Origin of the sequence: Stenotrophomonas rhizophila (genome assembly GCF_003751305.1) — a bacterium.
Classification (GTDB): Bacteria; Pseudomonadota; Gammaproteobacteria; order Xanthomonadales; family Xanthomonadaceae; genus Stenotrophomonas; species Stenotrophomonas rhizophila_B.
On record NZ_RJKV01000002.1, the window covers coordinates 980,427 to 997,254 of the forward strand.

The 16,828-nt window shown below is 69.2% G+C and carries 10 protein-coding genes; 4 read left to right on the top strand and 6 right to left on the bottom strand.

Annotated features, from left to right (window positions below; translation table 11 throughout):
- Positions 1 to 74 precede the first annotated feature (74 nt).
- From EDF74_RS12850 to EDF74_RS12860, 3 genes are all read left to right on the top strand, one after another.
- Positions 75 to 3,518 carry a hybrid sensor histidine kinase/response regulator gene (locus tag EDF74_RS12850; protein WP_123730465.1) on the top strand — a complete coding sequence of 1,148 codons (3,444 nt, stop codon included), beginning with the start codon at positions 75 to 77 and terminating at the stop codon, positions 3,516 to 3,518.
- A gap of 71 nt (positions 3,519 to 3,589) precedes the next feature.
- On the top strand, positions 3,590 to 6,946 hold the full coding sequence (locus tag EDF74_RS12855; RefSeq protein WP_184997230.1) for a hybrid sensor histidine kinase/response regulator: 3,357 nt from the start codon (positions 3,590 to 3,592) through the stop codon (positions 6,944 to 6,946).
- A gap of 100 nt (positions 6,947 to 7,046) precedes the next feature.
- The gene (locus EDF74_RS12860) at positions 7,047 to 10,565 is read left to right on the top strand and encodes a sensor histidine kinase (protein ID WP_123730467.1); all 3,519 of its coding nucleotides are present in this window, start codon (positions 7,047 to 7,049) and stop codon (positions 10,563 to 10,565) included.
- Between the two features lie 52 nt (positions 10,566 to 10,617).
- Here the strand turns inward: EDF74_RS12860 and mdtD are convergent, their stop codons facing one another.
- The 5 genes from mdtD to EDF74_RS12885 all read right to left on the bottom strand — a co-directional run bounded on the left by mdtD (position 10,618) and on the right by EDF74_RS12885 (position 15,673).
- Complete coding sequence (gene mdtD / locus EDF74_RS12865; RefSeq protein WP_123730468.1) at positions 10,618 to 12,021, bottom strand: multidrug transporter subunit MdtD; 1,404 nt, start codon at positions 12,019 to 12,021, stop codon at positions 10,618 to 10,620.
- 530 nt (positions 12,022 to 12,551) lie between these two features.
- On the bottom strand, positions 12,552 to 13,625 hold the full coding sequence (gene hemE, locus EDF74_RS12870; RefSeq protein WP_123730469.1) for a uroporphyrinogen decarboxylase: 1,074 nt from the start codon (positions 13,623 to 13,625) through the stop codon (positions 12,552 to 12,554).
- Between the two features lie 77 nt (positions 13,626 to 13,702).
- Positions 13,703 to 13,954 carry a WGR domain-containing protein gene (locus EDF74_RS12875; protein WP_123730470.1) on the bottom strand — a complete coding sequence of 84 codons (252 nt, stop codon included), beginning with the start codon at positions 13,952 to 13,954 and terminating at the stop codon, positions 13,703 to 13,705.
- Positions 13,955 to 14,024: 70 nt separating this feature from the next.
- Positions 14,025 to 15,134 carry a 3-dehydroquinate synthase gene (gene aroB / locus EDF74_RS12880; protein ID WP_123730471.1) on the bottom strand — a complete coding sequence of 370 codons (1,110 nt, stop codon included), beginning with the start codon at positions 15,132 to 15,134 and terminating at the stop codon, positions 14,025 to 14,027.
- Positions 15,131 to 15,673: a shikimate kinase gene (locus EDF74_RS12885; protein ID WP_123730472.1), complete on the bottom strand. Its 543-nt coding sequence runs from the start codon at positions 15,671 to 15,673 to the stop codon at positions 15,131 to 15,133. The genes aroB and EDF74_RS12885 overlap by 4 nt, the downstream gene beginning before the upstream one ends.
- A 95-nt stretch (positions 15,674 to 15,768) precedes the next feature.
- On the opposite strand from EDF74_RS12885, the gene EDF74_RS12890 reads away from it, so the two are divergent.
- The gene (locus EDF74_RS12890) at positions 15,769 to 15,972 is read left to right on the top strand and encodes a dodecin family protein (RefSeq protein WP_123730473.1); all 204 of its coding nucleotides are present in this window, start codon (positions 15,769 to 15,771) and stop codon (positions 15,970 to 15,972) included.
- Between the two features lie 27 nt (positions 15,973 to 15,999).
- Here the strand turns inward: EDF74_RS12890 and EDF74_RS12895 are convergent, their stop codons facing one another.
- The gene (locus tag EDF74_RS12895; RefSeq protein ID WP_123730474.1) at positions 16,000 to 16,827 is read right to left on the bottom strand and encodes a kinase; all 828 of its coding nucleotides are present in this window, start codon (positions 16,825 to 16,827) and stop codon (positions 16,000 to 16,002) included.
- Position 16,828: the final 1 nt, after the last annotated feature.

Here is a 16,828-nt window from a genome sequence, read left to right on the forward strand (position 1 = left end):
GCCAGTGCGGTCGTGCAGGCAGGGGATGGATCGCCTTCATTCTCCTGGCCGTGCTGTTGTTGCCCGTCCCGGCAATGGCTGATGGTCTGGTCACCCTGCCGTGGCCACGGCGGCTGGGGCCGGCAGATGCGTTGCCGACATCGGCGATCCGCGCGATCGACGAAGACCAGGACGGTTATCTGTGGATGGCCAGCGACGATGGCCTGCTGCGTTTCGATGGCCATCGCTTTCGCGCGTGGCGCCGCGAGCAGGGACTGCCCGATGGCGACCTGCGCGCCCTGCATGTCGACGCGCAGCAGCGCATCTGGTTGGCGACGGCGTCGCAGGGGCTGGTTGCGCTGTCGGCGGATCGTCGTGTCTTCCATGGCGAGCGCGGCGAGGGCGGTGCCGTGTTGCCGCGCACCGGTGTCGTGCAGGTGACCAGTACCCCGGATGGCATCCTGTGGGTCGGCACGACCGGCCATGGCCTGTTCGCCCGGCATGGTGATGGCCGGTGGCGCAACATATCGCTGCGGCACGACGGGGTGCCGACGAGCCAGGTCACCGCGTTGGTGGTCGACCGTCATGGCCGGCTCTGGGTAGGTACGCCGCAGAGCGTGATGCGCCGCGACGGTAACCGGTTCACTGCGCTGGCGCTGCCTGCAGGCGATCACGGTGGCCTCCAATCGCTCTGGGCCGATCCGCAGGGCGGTGTCTGGGCGCGTACCCGCCGCGCGGTGATCCGGTGGGACGACGATGGCGCGCGCGTTGCACCGTCATCGCAACGGGACATGCCGGTGCTGCGCAGCCGCGAGGGGGAGCTGTGGACGAGCGGCCCAGAAGGCATGTTCCGGCATCGTGCTGGCGACGCCGCACAGCCGGTGCCGCTCCCCGGTCACGATGGCGCCTCGTCCACGACGCTGGTGAGTGCTGCCTTCCAGGACCGTCTGGGAGGACTGTGGTGGGCGGGGCACGATCAAGGGCTGTGGCACCTTCCCGCACGCTGGCGCCAGTTCGCGCTGCTCCCGGCGGCCCGGGAGGGCAGCCCCGGCCTGGACGGCGGACACGTCTGGGCACTGGCACCCTCGCGCGGTGAGCGGGTGTGGGTCGCCACGGATGGCGGGCAGGTGCAGCGCGTGGATCTGCGCACCGGAACCAGCCGGCTGCGCATCGATTACCGGCCCGCGGGGATGCAGCAGGCGGCGGTAGGGATGGCCGAAGATCTGCGTGGCCGGCTGTGGTTGGCCAGCGGGAACACCCTCTCCCGCTACGAGCCGACCACGGGCGGGATGCGGCACTGGCTGCTGGATCTGGGCAGCACCGCAGGCGGTGTGGACCTGAAGGTGTGCAGCGATGGCGCGCTGTGGTTGGCCCGGGCAGACCGCATACAGCGGCGCGATGCCGATGGCGTGCTGCAGCTGTCGGCGGCGCCGCAGACGCTCGGGCTGCTGCCGCCTGCCGCGGGGCCACAGCTGTTGTGCGGCGAGGACGGATCGTTGTGGGCAAGCGATCGTGCTGGCATCAAACGCTGGTTGCCGGCGCAGGAGCGCTTCGCGGCGGTGCGCGGTGGCCCGCTGGAGGAAGTCGGCGCCATCGCCCGCGGGGAGGATGACCACTATTGGGCCAGCAGCCCGGGTGTACTGCGCCGATACCGCTGGGACGGGCAGCAGTTGCGCAAAACCCACAGCTTCAGCGCCGTGCACGGGTACCCGCAGCTGCTTGCGCGGGCGCTGGTGGTCGATGAGCGTGGCATCGCGTGGGCGGGCGCCGCGCGCGGATTGATCCGGGTCGATCCCGATGGTGGCGGCGTCCGGCAGTACGGCAGTGACGATGGCCTGCCCGCACAGGCGGTGCTGCCCCGGCGGTTGATACACACCGCCGGGGGGCGTGTCGCTGCAGCAGTGCACGAAGGCGGGCTGTTGCTGTTCGAGCCGCGCGCCGTCCAGGCCCCGGCACGGATGCCCGGCCTGGTCGTGCACGCGATCACGGCCAGGCGAGGCAGCCGACAGATCACGTTGCCGGCGGGCGTTGCATCCGTGCCGCTTTCCGGTGCTGATCGCCATGTCCGGGTGGCGGCACGGTTGCTCGGCGGCGCACCGGGCAACGTGCGGTACCGGTTCCGGCTGCAGGGATACGATCCGGATTGGGTGCACAGCGGGTCGGCCGGCCAGCGTGTTTTCGAGCGCTTGCCCGTGGGTCTGCACACGCTGGAGGTGCAAGCCCGGAAGGGCGAGGGTGACTGGTCGCCGATCCGGCGCATTGCATTGCAGGTCTCGCCTGCGTGGTGGCAGACCCCGCTCGCCCGTTGGAGCGCGGCCGCAGCCGGCGTTGCGCTGCTGGGATTGGGGCTATGGGCATGCGAGGTACGTCGGACGCGCCGACGTCGCTGGCGGGGGTTGCGCGAAGGGCAGCGCTTGGCCGAACAGGCATCACTGCAGCGCACGCGGTTCCTCACGACACTGGGTGCCCGCATCCGCGTGCCGATGACGGCAGTGCTGGGCTGGAGTGAACTGTTGGCGCACGCACCGCTCGCGCCTGCCGAGCGCAGCCGGGTCGGCAGCATCCACCAGGCCGGCGAGCATCTGCTGCGCCTGATGGATGACGCGCTTGATCTGGCCTGCATCGAATCCGGACACCTGACGCCGCAGCCGGTGCCGTTCCTGCTTCAGCCGGTGATCGTGGCGGTCCATGCCTTGCTGCTGCCGGTGGCGCAGGGCAAGCGGCTGGTACTTGCTTGGCGCAGTACGCTGCCGGCGTCTGCATGCTTCAACGGTGATGCGCGGTATCTGCGGCAGATCCTGCTCAACCTGCTGGGCAACGCACTCAAGTTCACCGCATGCGGCACGGTTCGCCTGGAGGTTCGTGCCGGTGCCGAGGGCGAGGGCGTGATGTTGCAGGTGATCGATACCGGCCCGGGAATGAGTGCGGCACAGTGCGCGCGTCTGTTCCAACGGTTCGAACAGGCAGACGGTGCGCAGACGTTGGCCCGCTATGGCGGCACCGGGCTGGGCCTGGCCATATCGCGCGATCTGGCGCGGGCCATGGGAGGCGACATCGACGTGTCGAGCCGGCCGGGCGAGGGGGCGTGTTTCCGGGTGCGGTTGCCGCTGCCGCGCTGCCCTGCCGATGTCCGGGAGCCGGCGCTGCCTGTGGTCCCCGGCCAAGCGCTCCATGGCGGCCTGCGTGTGCTGCTGGTGTTGCCCGCCATGCCCGTGGCCGAGGTGCTGCACGCCTTGCTGAGTTCATTGGGGCATGGGGTGGCGTGGGTACGCAGCGTTGATGATCCTGCGGCGGCCTCGCTGGGCGATGCGCGCTGGGATCTGATCGTCAGTGATCCGGGCTTGCGTGTGGACGGAGAGCGGATCGGCACTGTCGTGCAGCGCCGCTGGCCCGGCATTCCGCGGCTGGCGCTGACACCGCGCGCGGACACGGCGGCCGAGCGCGATGCGGCTGCCGCCGGGTTCGATCTGTTCCTGCGGCTGCCGGCGAGCCGGGCCAGGCTGGCGGCGTGCCTGGCGCAATGCCGGCAACGCGCATGACGGGGCGGGCGAGGATGCGATGCCTGCGCACGGTCCTGTGCTGGCTCATCACGGCCTTTCCGGCAGCGGCAGTGTCCAGCCCTGCGCAGCGCATCACGACCGCAGACGGACTGCCCGCCAACGAGGTCCATCAGATCGTGGAGGATCGCCATGGCTATCTCTGGTTCGCCACCGCCGATGGCCTCGCCCGGCACGATGGCAGCGGGTTCCGTGTGTGGCGCATGGAGGATGGATTGGCCGACAACGATGTGCGCAGCCTGGCACTGGACAGGCAGGACCAGCTCTGGATCGGTACCGGCAATGGCTACCTTCAACGTCTGTCCGCCGATCGGCAGCAGCTGGCGCGCTGGGCAGGCCCGCGCGCCGCGGCACCGGCCGCCAGTCCGGTGCTCGCGGTGCAGCCGCTGGGCGACGGCAGCGTCTGGTTCGGTACCCGTGACGCAGGCGCTTACCGATTGGGTGTCGATGGGCGTCTGCGCCAGTATCTGCCGGCAGCCGATGGCCGCGGCCTGCCATCGGCCCGCGTGGAGCGGCTGGCTGCCGATACCGAGGGGGGCGTGTGGATGGGCACGGCTGCGGGGCTGACGCGGTGGCAGGACGACCGGTTCCAGCCGCCGGCCAGGCTCGGTGCGATCGCGCGGCCGGTGACCGCGCTGGGCGTGGATGCGCAGGGGTCACTGTGGTCGAGCACGGCCGAGGGCACCGACGTCCGCCAGCTGCCATCCGGGCAGCTCGACCTGGGCCGCGGTCACCCGGGTCACCGCTGGCTGGGTTACAGCCGGGAGGGTGGGCAATGGTTCTCCGACGGTGCACAGGTGTGGTGGGAGGACCGCTCGGGGCAGGACCGGCATGCGGTCACGCTGTCCGGGCGGGATCGGCATTCGCGGCCGCACATCACCCGTGTGGTCGAAGATCGCCAGGGGAGGGCCTGGTTGCTCGGCAGCCATCAAGGTGTGTGGCGACTTGGTACGCAATGGCGGCATGTGGAGCGGTTTGCAGCGCCAGCGGTCGTGGCCGGCGTAGCGCCCGGTGGACTGACCGCAGCGACGGACGGCACTGCATGGCACGCGCGCGGCGGGTGGCTCGGCAAGGTGTCGCCGATGAACGGATTCGACCGGCGGCGCTGGCCCTACGCACATGATCTGCAGCGCACCGATCGCCACGCAGTGGTGGACGATGGTCGCGGTCAGGTGTGGGTGTTCGCCGCCCCATGGCTGACGCGGATGGATGCCGAGCGGCGCCGTCAGCGGCGCTGGCGCGTTGCGGACCAGGACCCCGTGACCCAAGGTCACACAGCAGCCGGGCATGCCGTGCTGCGCATCTGTGGCGGTCATCTCTGGCTTGCCGGCCAAGGGCATCTGCAACAGCGCACCCTGGCGGGCACCGTGCTTGGCACCTGGTCCTACGATGCGGTGCGGTTGCGTCCCGGGGCTGCGCCCTTCGTCCTGTACTGCGACAGGACGGAAAAGATGTGGCTGGGCGACCGCGAAGGACTCAAACAGTGGCACTCCGCCGGGCAGTACTTCGCTCTCGTCCCCGGCGCGCCGCGGCGCCAGGCGGGCGGGCTGCGACAGGGCGCCGATGGACGGCTGTGGGTGGCCGATGCAGAGGGCTGGGTGGCCTACGGGCAAGACGCAGGGCGGCTGCAACGGTCCCAGCAGTTCGATACGACCCATGGGCTGCCGGCGGTGCTGCCGCGTGGTCTGGCCGAGAGCGGCGATGGCACCTTGTGGGCCACCAGCGCACGCGGGGTGGTGAGGCTGCAGCCCGACCAGCGCGGTATCCGGCTGTACACCGCCGAGGATGGAATGCCGATGATGGTGTTCGGTCACGACCTCATCGTGGCCGGCAATCACCTCATGGCAACGGACGTGGAGGGTGACGTACTGGTGCTGGATCCGTCCGCAATGGCGGCAGCCACGCTGCTGCCGACGCTGGTCATCGACCGGGTCCAGGTGCGTCGCCATGGGCGCTGGATCGAGCTGCCCGTGGCCGATCCGCTCCGGTTCAATGCCGATGATCGCGACATCCAGCTTTCGGCGCGGCTGCTCACCGGCAGCCAGGGCGGGGTGAGCGATTACCGGTTCCGGCTGCGTGGCAAAGATCCGGAGTGGGTCCGTGCCGGACAGCGTGGCACACGCGGATTTCCGCGGCTGCCACCGGGCGAGCATGTGCTGGAATACCAGGCCCGGGGCGTGGATGGCCGCTGGTCACCGCTGCAGTCCACCCGACTGCACGTGGCCTACAGCGGCTGGTCGCATCCCGGCGCCTGGGCGTTGTTGCTGATCGGGATGATCGCGGCGCTGATGCTCATCGCGTGGCGGGTGCGTCGGCACTACACCCGGTACGTCGCACGCCAGCGCGCCACGCGACGGCAGGCGCGCGCAGAACGGGCGGCGCAGGCCAAGGCACGCTATCTGGCGATGCTTGGCCATGAGATACGCACGCCCTTGACCGGCGTACTGGGGATGAGCGAGCTGCTGCTGACGGCGCCGCTGTCGGCGGCCGAGCATGCGCAGGTGCTGCACATACAGAAGGGCGGCCGAGAGGTACTGGAGGTGGTCGACACTGCGCTGCAGACCGCACGCCTGCAGGCCGGCAAGCTGCCGCTGCAGATGCGCCGCATCGACATCGCCGCGTGGCTTGGCGACCTCCACGCGGCGCTGGAACGCTCACTGGTTCCCAGGCACTGCGCACTCACGCTATGCCGGCAGCTGCCTGACGGGGCCCATGCCGAGGGCGATCCGGAGCGCCTGCAGCAGGCGCTGGCGAGCCTGCTCGGCGTCCTCGTCGCGCACACCGCCGCAGTGGGGATCGTGCTGCGCGTGGCGTCGCTGCCAGGGCGCGCGGGCGTGTTGTTCGACGTGATTGTCACACCGGGCGGGGGACCCGTGCCGGCGCTGTCAACGCTACGCGACGCGTTGGCCGACACCGACATGCTGGCGCGCGCCCTTGAAGGTCGCCTGCACCTGCTGCAGCGTGCCGGCCCAGCCTGGCAGGCTATGCTCAGCGTGCCGTTGCCATGGCAGCGGCAGGACCCGGTCAGAGCGGACGCGCCCGCACCCGGTGCGCTGCAGGTGCTGCTGGTGGAGGACGATCCGCTTGTCGCCGAAGTCGTCTCGGGCCTGCTCCAGATCCAGGGTCATGCCGTCATCCACGCCGGTCACGCGCTGGCGGCCCTGTCGCACCTGGCCAGCGCCGGTACGCAGGTGATCCTGCTGGATCTGGATCTGCCGGGGATGGACGGGCTGTCACTGCTCAGGCTGATCCGGCAGCAGGGGCACGGCATGCCGGTACTGGTGATCACCGCGCGCCGCGAGGACACGCTGGCGGCCGAAGTCGCCGGGGCCGGTGCGGATGGCGTGCTGCACAAGCCGCTGGGCGGCGACGCGCTGCAGGCGGCCCTGCAGCGGGTACGGCCGTGCTGAGTGGATCGTGCCGGCGCGGGGAACGGTTTACTATGCGGGGCATTGCCGGGCGGCGGCAGGGGATCCACTGACAGACCCGGGAGAGCCATTGGTGTTGCGTATGCTGTGGCCGTTGCTGATCGGCCTGTGTGTGCTCTGGACGACCTGCGTGTCGGCGCAGCCGGTACCGCCGACGCCGCGGCAGCTCACCGTGTTCGACGGTCTGCCCTCCAATACCGTCAACCGTATGGCCGAAGACCGCTTCGGCTATCTGTGGATCGCCACCAATGACGGTCTGGCCCGCTATGACGGGCGCAATTACCGCATCTGGCGCGCCGAGGATGGCCTGCGCGACAACCACGTCTGGACGGTGCACGTGGATGCACGCAACCAGGTCTGGATCGGCACGGAGAATGCCGGGCTGGCGATGATGTCGGCCGATCGGCGCGAGATCCGCTTCTACGATCGCGACAGCCATCCGGAGATCGGCAGCAATACGATCTGGAGCCTGGCCTCCACGCCGGACGGGGCGATCTGGTTCGGCACATACCAGGGCGGCCTGCATCGGCTGGATCGCGACGGCACGCTGACCCGCTACATGCCCGAGCCGGGCAACCCGCGCAGCCTGCCGGCGGCATCGGTCGGGTATCTGGCCACGACCCTGGATGGCAGCCTCTGGGTGGGTACCAAGGCGGGGCTGGCACGCTGGACCGGCCACGATTTCGATCCCGTCCCTGACGCGCAGCTGGCACCGCGGGTGATCAACGGCCTGACCGCCGAGCCGGATGGCAGCCTGTGGATCAGCAGCAACGCCGGGGTCACCGTACGCCGCCCGGATGGCCGCTTCGAACCGGCGCCGTGGAAGGTCACCGAGGGCGACCAGATCCTGGGCATGATGCTGCGCGATGAGCAGGGCGGGTACTGGCTCGATACCCGTTCCGGGCTGGGCCGGGCCATGAACAACCAGTACCAGCAGGTGCCGCTGTACAGCGCGGTCGCGCGTGGCCAGGTGCGGCCGAACTGGACCGGTGCCTACGAAGACCGCGAAGGCGGCATCTGGCTGGCCAGCACCAACGGAGGGCTCTGGCACCTGCTGCCGCGCTGGTGGCAGTTCTCGGTGCTGTCGCGGTTGGAGGACGATCCGGCGTCATTGCGCAATGCCTATGTGCTCGGCATGGGCGCGGCGGCGGACGGTGGTGTGTGGACGGTGGGTACGCACGGTGCATTGGACAAGTTCGACCCGGTGAGCGGCGAGATCCAGCAGCATCGCACCTGGGTGGACGGCACGCAGTGGCTGCAGTCGGTGCTGGAAGATCCGCGTGGACAGGTCTGGATCGGCTCATGGGACGCGCTGCTGCGGTATGACCCGAAGCAGGACCGGATCCAGCGCTGGGATCGCGACGCGGCGGTCGATGCAACGATGGACGGCGCGATCGAATCGATGGCGCTGTGCGATGGCCAGCGGCTGTGGACATCCTCGGCGAGCGGGCTGCAGCAGCGCGACCTGGATGGACGCGTGCTGCACCGGGTGACGTTGGGCCACGCCGGGCTGGCGCCCACGCAGATCGCGCAGGACATCCAGTGCGGTCCCCAGGACCGGCTCTGGGTGGCGACGGGCCAGGGACTGCTGCACTGGGTGCCGGCGCGATCCCGATTCGAACCACTGCCCGGCGGCCCCACGGGCGGGGTGCATGCGCTGGCCTTCGCGGCCGATGACAGTGTGTGGTTGTCCGAAGAAGGAAAGCTCTCGCAGTATCGCTGGGACAACGGCCGGCTTACGCCGCAGTCGGTGATCGGCAGCAGTGCTGGATATCCCGAGGTGACCGCCACCGGACTGGTCGTGGACCGTCAAGGCGTAGTGTGGGCGGCGAATGCACGCGGATTGATCCGCGTCGATCCGGTCACCGGCAGCGTGCGTCCGTACGGCGTGCATGACGGCCTGCCCAGCCAGGAATTCCGTCGCCGCACGCTGACACTGACGCCGAGCGGACGCATCGTGGGCGGTACCCCGGCCGGCGTGGTGGTGTTTGATCCGGAGCAGGTCAAGCCGGCCACGCGCCGTGCGCCATTGGTGATCGAACGCGTGGAGGTGCGTCGCGGCGAGCGGGTGCTCGACCTGACCCATGTCACGCCGCTGGACATCGCCGACGGTGATCGCGATCTGCGCATCGTGGCGCGGTTGCTGTCCTTCGCCGATTCCACCTCGAACAATTACCGCTACCGGCTGGCTGGCTACGATCCGGACTGGGTGGAAGTGGGGCCGGCAGGCGAGCGTCTGTTCTCGCGCCTGCCGCCTGGCCGTTATCGATTGGAGGTGCAGGCGCGCTCGGCCGATCACATCTGGTCGCGCGTGCAGGTGCTTGAGTTCCGCGTGCAGCCGCCGTGGTGGCGCAGTTTGACCGGCCTGTTGCTGCTGACGTCTGCGGTGTTGCTGTTGCTGAGTCTGTTCGCATGGCTGTACCGGCGCCGGTTGCAGCGCCGGCATGCGTACCAGCTGGCCCTGCAGAAGCAGGAGCTGGCCGAGCAGGCCTCGATGGCCAAGACCCGTTTCCTGGCGAATCTTGGGCATGAGGTACGCACGCCGATGACCGGGGTGCTGGGCATGAGCGAGCTGCTGCTGTCCTCGCCCTTGAATCCACAGCAGCGCAGTTACACCGAATCGATCCGGCACGCCGGCGAACATCTGCTGCATCTGGTCAACGATGCGCTGGACCTGGCGCGGATCGAATCAGGCCGGCTGGAGCTGCAGGCGCAGCCGTTCCACCTGCAGCGCCTGGTGGATGATGTGTGCACCTTGATGGCGGCACTGGCCGAGCAGAAGGGGCTGCGTTTCGTGGTCGACAACGCGTTGCCGGTGGGCACCAGTACGGTGGGCGACGAACTGCGCGTGCGCCAGATCCTGCTCAATCTGCTGGGCAACGCGGTGAAGTTCACCAGCCATGGCGAAGTACGCCTGATCGTGCGCGGGATCACCGCCGAACGGGGCCTGCACATCGAGGTGGCAGACACCGGGCCGGGCATCAGCAGCGATCAGCAGGAACGCCTGTTCCGGCGTTTCGAGCAGGCCGATGGCGCTCGCACCGCCGCGCAGTACGGCGGCAGCGGGCTGGGCCTGGCGATCTGCCGCGAACTGACGCTGGCGATGCAGGGGCAGATCGGCGTGCGCAGCCAGCTTGGCGTCGGCACGCGCTTCACGGTGACGCTGCCGCTGGCCCTGCAGTCGGGTATGGCGGCCGAGGTGGTCGGTGCCGAGGGCGAGCGGTGGGTGCTGACGCCCTTGCGGATCCTGCTGGTGGAGGACGATCTGACCGTGGCCGAGGTGGTGCGCGGACTGCTGTCGGCGCGCGGCCATGAGGTGGTGCACGCCGAGCATGCCCTGTCGGCACTGCGCGAGGTCAGCGAGGCACTGTTCGACGTGGTGCTGATGGATCTGGATCTGCCGGGACTGGGCGGCATCGCGCTGGCCGAACACCTGCGCAGCCAGGGCTTCGAGATGCCGTTGATTGCGGTGACGGCGCGCACGGACCCGGCGATCGAGGAGCAGGCGCGCGCGGCAGGTTTCAATGGGTTCCTGCGCAAGCCGGTGACCGGCGATCTGCTGGTGGAGGCGATCGCGCGCGTGTTGCACGCTACCCGGTAGCGGCGGAGCGTTGGTCCGCTGACCGTGCGTGCCTGCCGTTACGTGGTCGCCGTCATTCGGCGACCTCTTCAACGTCGCGCGGGGAGGGGCGGGTATCGGGCAACTGCCAGAAGATCAGCGTGGAGGTCAGGGTGATCGCACCCACGCAGACGAAGGTGGCGTGCAACGCAGCGGTGGCGCCGTGCGCGACGTCGAGGTGGTTGAACGCGGCGAGCAGGCTGCCCGCCGCCGCGGCACCGAAGCCGGTGGCGAGCATCATCACCATCGACAGCAGGCTGTTGCCGGCACTGGCGAAGTCGCGGTCCAGATCGCGCAGGGTGACGGTGTTCATGACGGTGAACTGCAGCGAGTTGACGGCGCCGAACAGGGCCAGCTGGACGACACGGACCCACACGGGTTGCCCGGGTGTCATGAAGATGAAACTGGCCATCGCCAGGCCGACCAGCACGGTGTTGACCATCAGCACGCGGCGGTAGCCGAAGCGTTCGACGAGTTTGACCGCATAGCGCTTGGACACCATGCCGGCGGCAGCGACCGGAATCATCAACAGGCCGGCGTTCATCGGACTCATCCCCATGCCCACCTGCAACAGCAGCGGAATCAGCAGGGGCATGGCACTGCTGCCGATGCGCGAGAACAGGTTGCCGAGGATGCCGATGCGGTAGCTGGGGACATGGAACAGCGCGAGCGAGAACAGCGGCGCCGTCGAGTTGGCCGCATGCAGCCAGTAGCCGACGAGCGCGGCGAGGCCGGCGACGGTCATGAGCATCACCAGCGCGTGCGGTGTTGCCATGCCGGAGATGCCGTCCAGCGCCAGGGAGAGCACGACCATGCCGAAGGCGAGCATGAGGTAGCCGGCGATGTCGAAGCGGGTGCGGTGCTCGGCGTAGTGGTCCGGCATGATTTTCATGGCCGCGACGTAGCCGATGATGCCGATCGGGAGGTTGATCAGGAACACCCAGTGCCAGGAGGCGACTTCGACCAGCCAGCCGCCCAGGGTCGGTCCGATCAGCGGGCCGATCAAGGCGGGGATGGCGATGAAACTCATGGCGCGCAGGAACTCTTCGCGCGAGACGGAGCGCATGACGGCCAGGCGCCCGACCGGCAGCAGCATGGCGCCCCCGATGCCCTGCAGGACGCGCGCACCGACGAGCTGGTGCAGGGTCTGGGCAAGGGCGCAGGCGAGCGAGCCCAGGGTGAACAGGATGATGGCGACGAGGAAGGTGCGCCGTGTACCGAAGCGGTCGGCGATCCAGCCGGAAGCGGGGATGAACGTGGCCACGGCGAGGGCGTAGCTGAAGACGACGGACTGCATCTGCAGAGGGCTTTCGCCGAGGCTGCGGGCCATGGCAGGCAGGGCGGTGTTGACGATGGTGGAGTCCAGCATCTGCATGAAGATGGCCAGCGATACGAGCCACAACAGGGGCCGGATCGAGGCGTAGCTGCTGGTCGTCATGGTGCGGGCCTTCGTCAACGAGGGCGATATGATCGCCGATGTGGGATCAGGGTGTGGTCAAAGTTGAAGCCGAAGCCGAAGCCGAAGTCGAAGCCGAAGCCGAAGCCGAAGCATTGGCTCGGTCGGTGTCCAGGAGAGGGTGCGGCACGGGTGGGTCGGCGGGACACGCCGTAAATCCGTCCATGGAGGCTCATGTCGCGCCATCCATGGCGCTCATGGTCCCGCCAACCCACCCGTGCCACACCCATGACTGTTGTCTGGCTGTCACAGGAAAAGCGGAAATGCAGGAAATCAGACGTTCGTCTTGATGCCCTGAATGGACGTGATGCCGGGAATGACATGGGTAGATCCACGCCATGCGTGGATGGCCGCGCGCAGCGCGGCAATGATCGGCACCCATCGCCTGCGGACGGCACGTGTGGTTCGTCTCGAGGGTGGAAACGAAAGCACGCGTTCTGGATGCAGAACGCGTGCATCGTCGGCCATGCCCGGGTAGTGCCGGCCGCTGGCCGGCTGTCAACCAGCGGCGATCAGCGTCGGCTCAAGCGGTGTACAGCTTCCACCAGGACCTGCACGTGGTCGGGGTTCATGTCGGGCGACATGCCGTGGCCGAGGTTGAAGACGTGGCCTTCGCGCGAGCCGCCGTTGCCTTGGGCGTAGCTGTCGAGCACCTGGCCGGCGGCGCGTTCGATGGCGGCGGGGTTGCCGTAGAGGGTGGTGGGGTCGAGGTTGCCCTGCAGGGCGACGCGGCCGCCGGTGCGGGCAACGGCGTCGGCGAGGTCGAGGGTCCAGTCGACGCCGAGGGCGTCGGCGCCGGTGTCGGCGAGGGCGCCGAGGTGCAGGCCGGTGCCTTTGCCGAACAGGATCAGCGGGGTGCGTTCGGCGCCTTCACCGCGTTGGAGTTCCTGGGCGATGCGGGTCAGGTAGCGCAGGGAGAATTCGCGGTACATGGTCGGGCTGAGTACGCCGCCCCACGTATCGAACACCTGCAGGACCTGGGCGCCGGCCGCGCGCTGGGCGGCGAGGTAGGCGATCACCGCGTCGGTGACGACCGAGAGCAGCTGGTGCAGGGCGGCCGGTTCGTTCAGGGCCATCGCCTTGATGCGGGCAAAGTCCTTGCTGCCGCCGCCTTCGACCATGTAGCAGGCCAGCGTCCACGGGCTGCCGGAGAAGCCGATCAGGGGCACGCTGCCATCGAGTTCGCGGCGGATCACGCGGACGGCGTCCATCACGTAGCGCAGTTCGGTCTCCATGTCCGGCACCGCCAGCTTGGCGATGGCGGCTGCGTCGCGGACCGGGTGGCGGAACTTCGGGCCTTCGCCTTCGACGAAGTACAGCTCCAGGCCCATTGCGTCGGGGATGGTGAGGATGTCCGAGAACAGGATGGCGGCATCGAGGTCGAAGCGGCGCAGCGGCTGCAGGGTGACTTCGCAGGCGATGTCCGGGTTCTTGGCCATCGCCAGGAAGCTGCCGGCCTTGGCGCGGGTGGCGCGGTACTCGGGCAGGTAGCGGCCGGCCTGGCGCATCAGCCAGACGGGGGTGCAGTCCACCGGTTCGCGGCGCAGGGCGCGCAGCAGGCGATCATGGCGGGAGGGGCTGGTCACGGAACGCTTCCTTGGGATCTGGTGGCGCAGGGCCGAATGGGGTCGTGGCGGTAGGGCGATGGCGGTGGGGTGGCCGCTCAGGGCGGCGGATCACCGCTGGTATAGGTCACTTCGTAGCCGCGATGCAGGTGCGCGTCGCGCGCCTTCTCGAACGCGGCCAGCGCCAGGTCTTCCTGCAGATGCAGCTCGCGGCGCAGTTGCCCGCGCCCGCCGATGGGGCCGGACTCGAGCAGCAGTTCCCAGCCACCGAACAGGTCCGGTTGCAGGGTGAGCTGGAGATAGCGGGCCGGATCGGCACCGCGGGCGTGTTGGTGCAGGAAGACGCGCATGCCCCGATTGTAGCCGTGAACGCCGCAGGCGGCCGTCAGCGACGGGCAGGTGCGGCGGAACGTCGCAGGCTCAGCCGGCGGCGAGCACGCGCAGGACGTCGGCCTCGTCGACATCGGCGACCACTTCGGCCCGGCCGATCCCGCGCCACAGCACCAGGCGCAACCGGCCAGCGACGTTTTTCTTGTCCAGCCGCATCCGGGCCAGCAGGGCTTCGGGCTGCAGGCCCGCCGGAATGGCAACCGGCAGTTCGTAGCGCAGCAGCAGCTCGCGCAGCTGGTCGGTGTCGGCGTCTTCGCTCATGCCCAGCTGGGCCGACAGGCGCGCGGCCAGGACCATGCCGATCGCGACGGCTTCGCCGTGGTTGAGGTTGTCGTTGCCCGGTGCGCCGTAGCCCTGTTCGGTTTCGATCGCGTGGCCGAAGGTGTGGCCCAGGTTGAGCAGGGCGCGCTCCCCTTTTTCCAGCGGATCGCGCGCCACGATCTCGGCCTTGTGCTCGCAGCTGCGTGCGATGGCCTGGGCCAGCGCGGTGTCATCGCCGGCCAGCAGCGCGGCGTGTTCGGCCTGCAGCCACTGGAAGAACAACGGGTCGCGGATGGCACCGTACTTGATCACCTCGGCCAGACCGGCCCGCAGCTCGCGCGGCGGAAGGGTACGCAGGGCGGCGGTATCGGCAATGACGGCGCGCGGCGGGTGGAAGGCGCCGACCAGATTCTTGCCTTCGGGGATATCCACCGCGGTCTTGCCGCCGACCGAGGAATCGACCATCGCCAGCAGCGAGGTCGGCAGCTGCACGCAGTCGACACCGCGCATCCAGCAGGCGGCCGCGAAGCCGGCCAGATCGCCAGCGACGCCGCCACCGAGCGCCATCACGCAGGCATCGCGGGTGGCGCCGAGGGCGGCCAGTGCAGTGATCGCATCGCCGAAGTGGGCCAAGGTCTTGGAGGCTTCGCCGGCCGGCAGCAGCAGCTCACCGATCAGCAGGTCCGGGCGCGCGGCCAGCAACGCCGATGTCACCCCGGCCAGATACAGCGGCGCCACCGAGGAATCGCTGAGCAGCAGCACATGGCGGCCGCGCACATGGCGGGCCAGCAGCTCGCCCTGGCCGAACAGGCCCGGGCCGATGTGGATGGTGTAGGGGGTGTCGCCGCTGACGGCAACGGTGCGCGGGGAGGGGGTCATTCGGGTGTTTCCTGTCGCTGCCACTGCGCGGCCAGGCGCAGCACCAACTGCGCGGTGGCCTCGGCGGGCGTGTAGAGGTCGGTATCCAGGGTGAGGTCGGCCAGGCCCTGGTACAGCGGGTCACGGGCGGCGGCCATCTCGTGCAGTACCTGTTCGCGGTCCGGGCGCTGCAGCAGCGGGCGGCCGCGGTCACGGGCAAGCCGCTCCAGCTGGGCCGGCACACTGACCCGCAGGTAGACCACGAAACCCCGGCGGGCGATCGCCGCGCGGTTGTCCGGATCCAGCACCGCGCCACCGCCGGTGGAAATCAGTTGACCGTGGCCATCCAGCAGGGCGTGCAGGACCTGACGCTCATGCTGGCGGAAGCCGGCCTCCCCGGAGTGTTCGAAAATCGCCGGAATGCTGGCCCCGGTGCTGTCCACGATGGCCTGGTCGGCATCCACGAAGTCCAGCGTGAAGCGCTCGGCCAGCCGGCGCCCGATGCAGGTTTTGCCGGCGCCCATCGGGCCAATCAGGATGAGGTTCGGAGCGGGATTCATTACCCTCGATCCTAACATCTCCGTGCCATTGCCTTTACGCGCGGCCCCCCATGGTGGGCCGGCGCGGACTGTCCCGCGCGCCACCGGAGCGCTCCATGTCCGTCGCCAAAATCATCGAGATCAACGCGTCCTCCAAGACCAGCGTGGAAGACGCCGTACGCAGTGGCCTGAAGAAGGTGGCCGAGACGGTCAAAGGCATCCAGGGCGCCTGGATCAATGAAACCAAGGTGGTGACCGATGGTGAGGGCAATATCACCGAGTGGCGGGTGAATCTGCGGGTCACCTTCCTGGTCGGTTGATCTGCGCGCGCCCTGTGGTGGCCGTGGTCAGCGCGTCGGAATGATCCGGCGCTGCTCGTCCAGCGCAATGACGGTGTCTGCCAACGCGGGCAAGGTACGCAGTGCCTGGCGGCTGACCCGTTCGTAGTACTGCACGAAGCGCTCCAGCTGAGCGCGGCTCATGCTGCTGCGGTCGGGCTGGGCCGCCTGCAGGTTCTGCTCCTGCTGCCAGCGCCAGCGCGGGATCACCGAGAAATCCGGCGGTTGCAGGAACCACAGCCGGTCGCAGCGCTGCCACAGCGCGGGGTAGTCGGTAGCGAGGGCGTGATTGCACCCGCGGCGCCAGCGGCCATCGGCGTCGGCCTCGCGCTCGAGCGCGTTGAGTGGTTCGGCCAGATCGGTCTCGTCCTGCGCCGGGGTCCCCAGGAACCAGCCTTCGAACACCAGCAGGTCGAGTGGCCCGTCAATGCGCGGCCAGTCCTTTTCGGGCAGGCGCTCGTCGGCGAGTTTGTCAAAGCGGGGCAGGGCGACCGGGCCGCCGGCCGCGACCGCGTCCAAGGTGGCATGGGCCAAGGCCAGATCGTGGGTGCCCGGCGGGCCGCGGGTCAGCAGCAACGGGTGCACCTGGCGGGCCAGACGTTGGCGCTGGGCACGGGTGAGGTACACATCGTCGATGGAGAGCATGGCCGCACGCAGGCCGCGCGTTTGCGCCAAGGCAACCACCTGGGCCGCCAGCGTCGATTTGCCGCTCCCCTGCAGGCCGCTGATCGCCAATACTGGGATGCCCGCGCCGCAGCTCAGTGCGTCGTCCAGCGCCTGTGCGACCAGTGCATCCGGAAAACCTCTCGTCGGGGGCATGTACGCAGGTGCAGACATG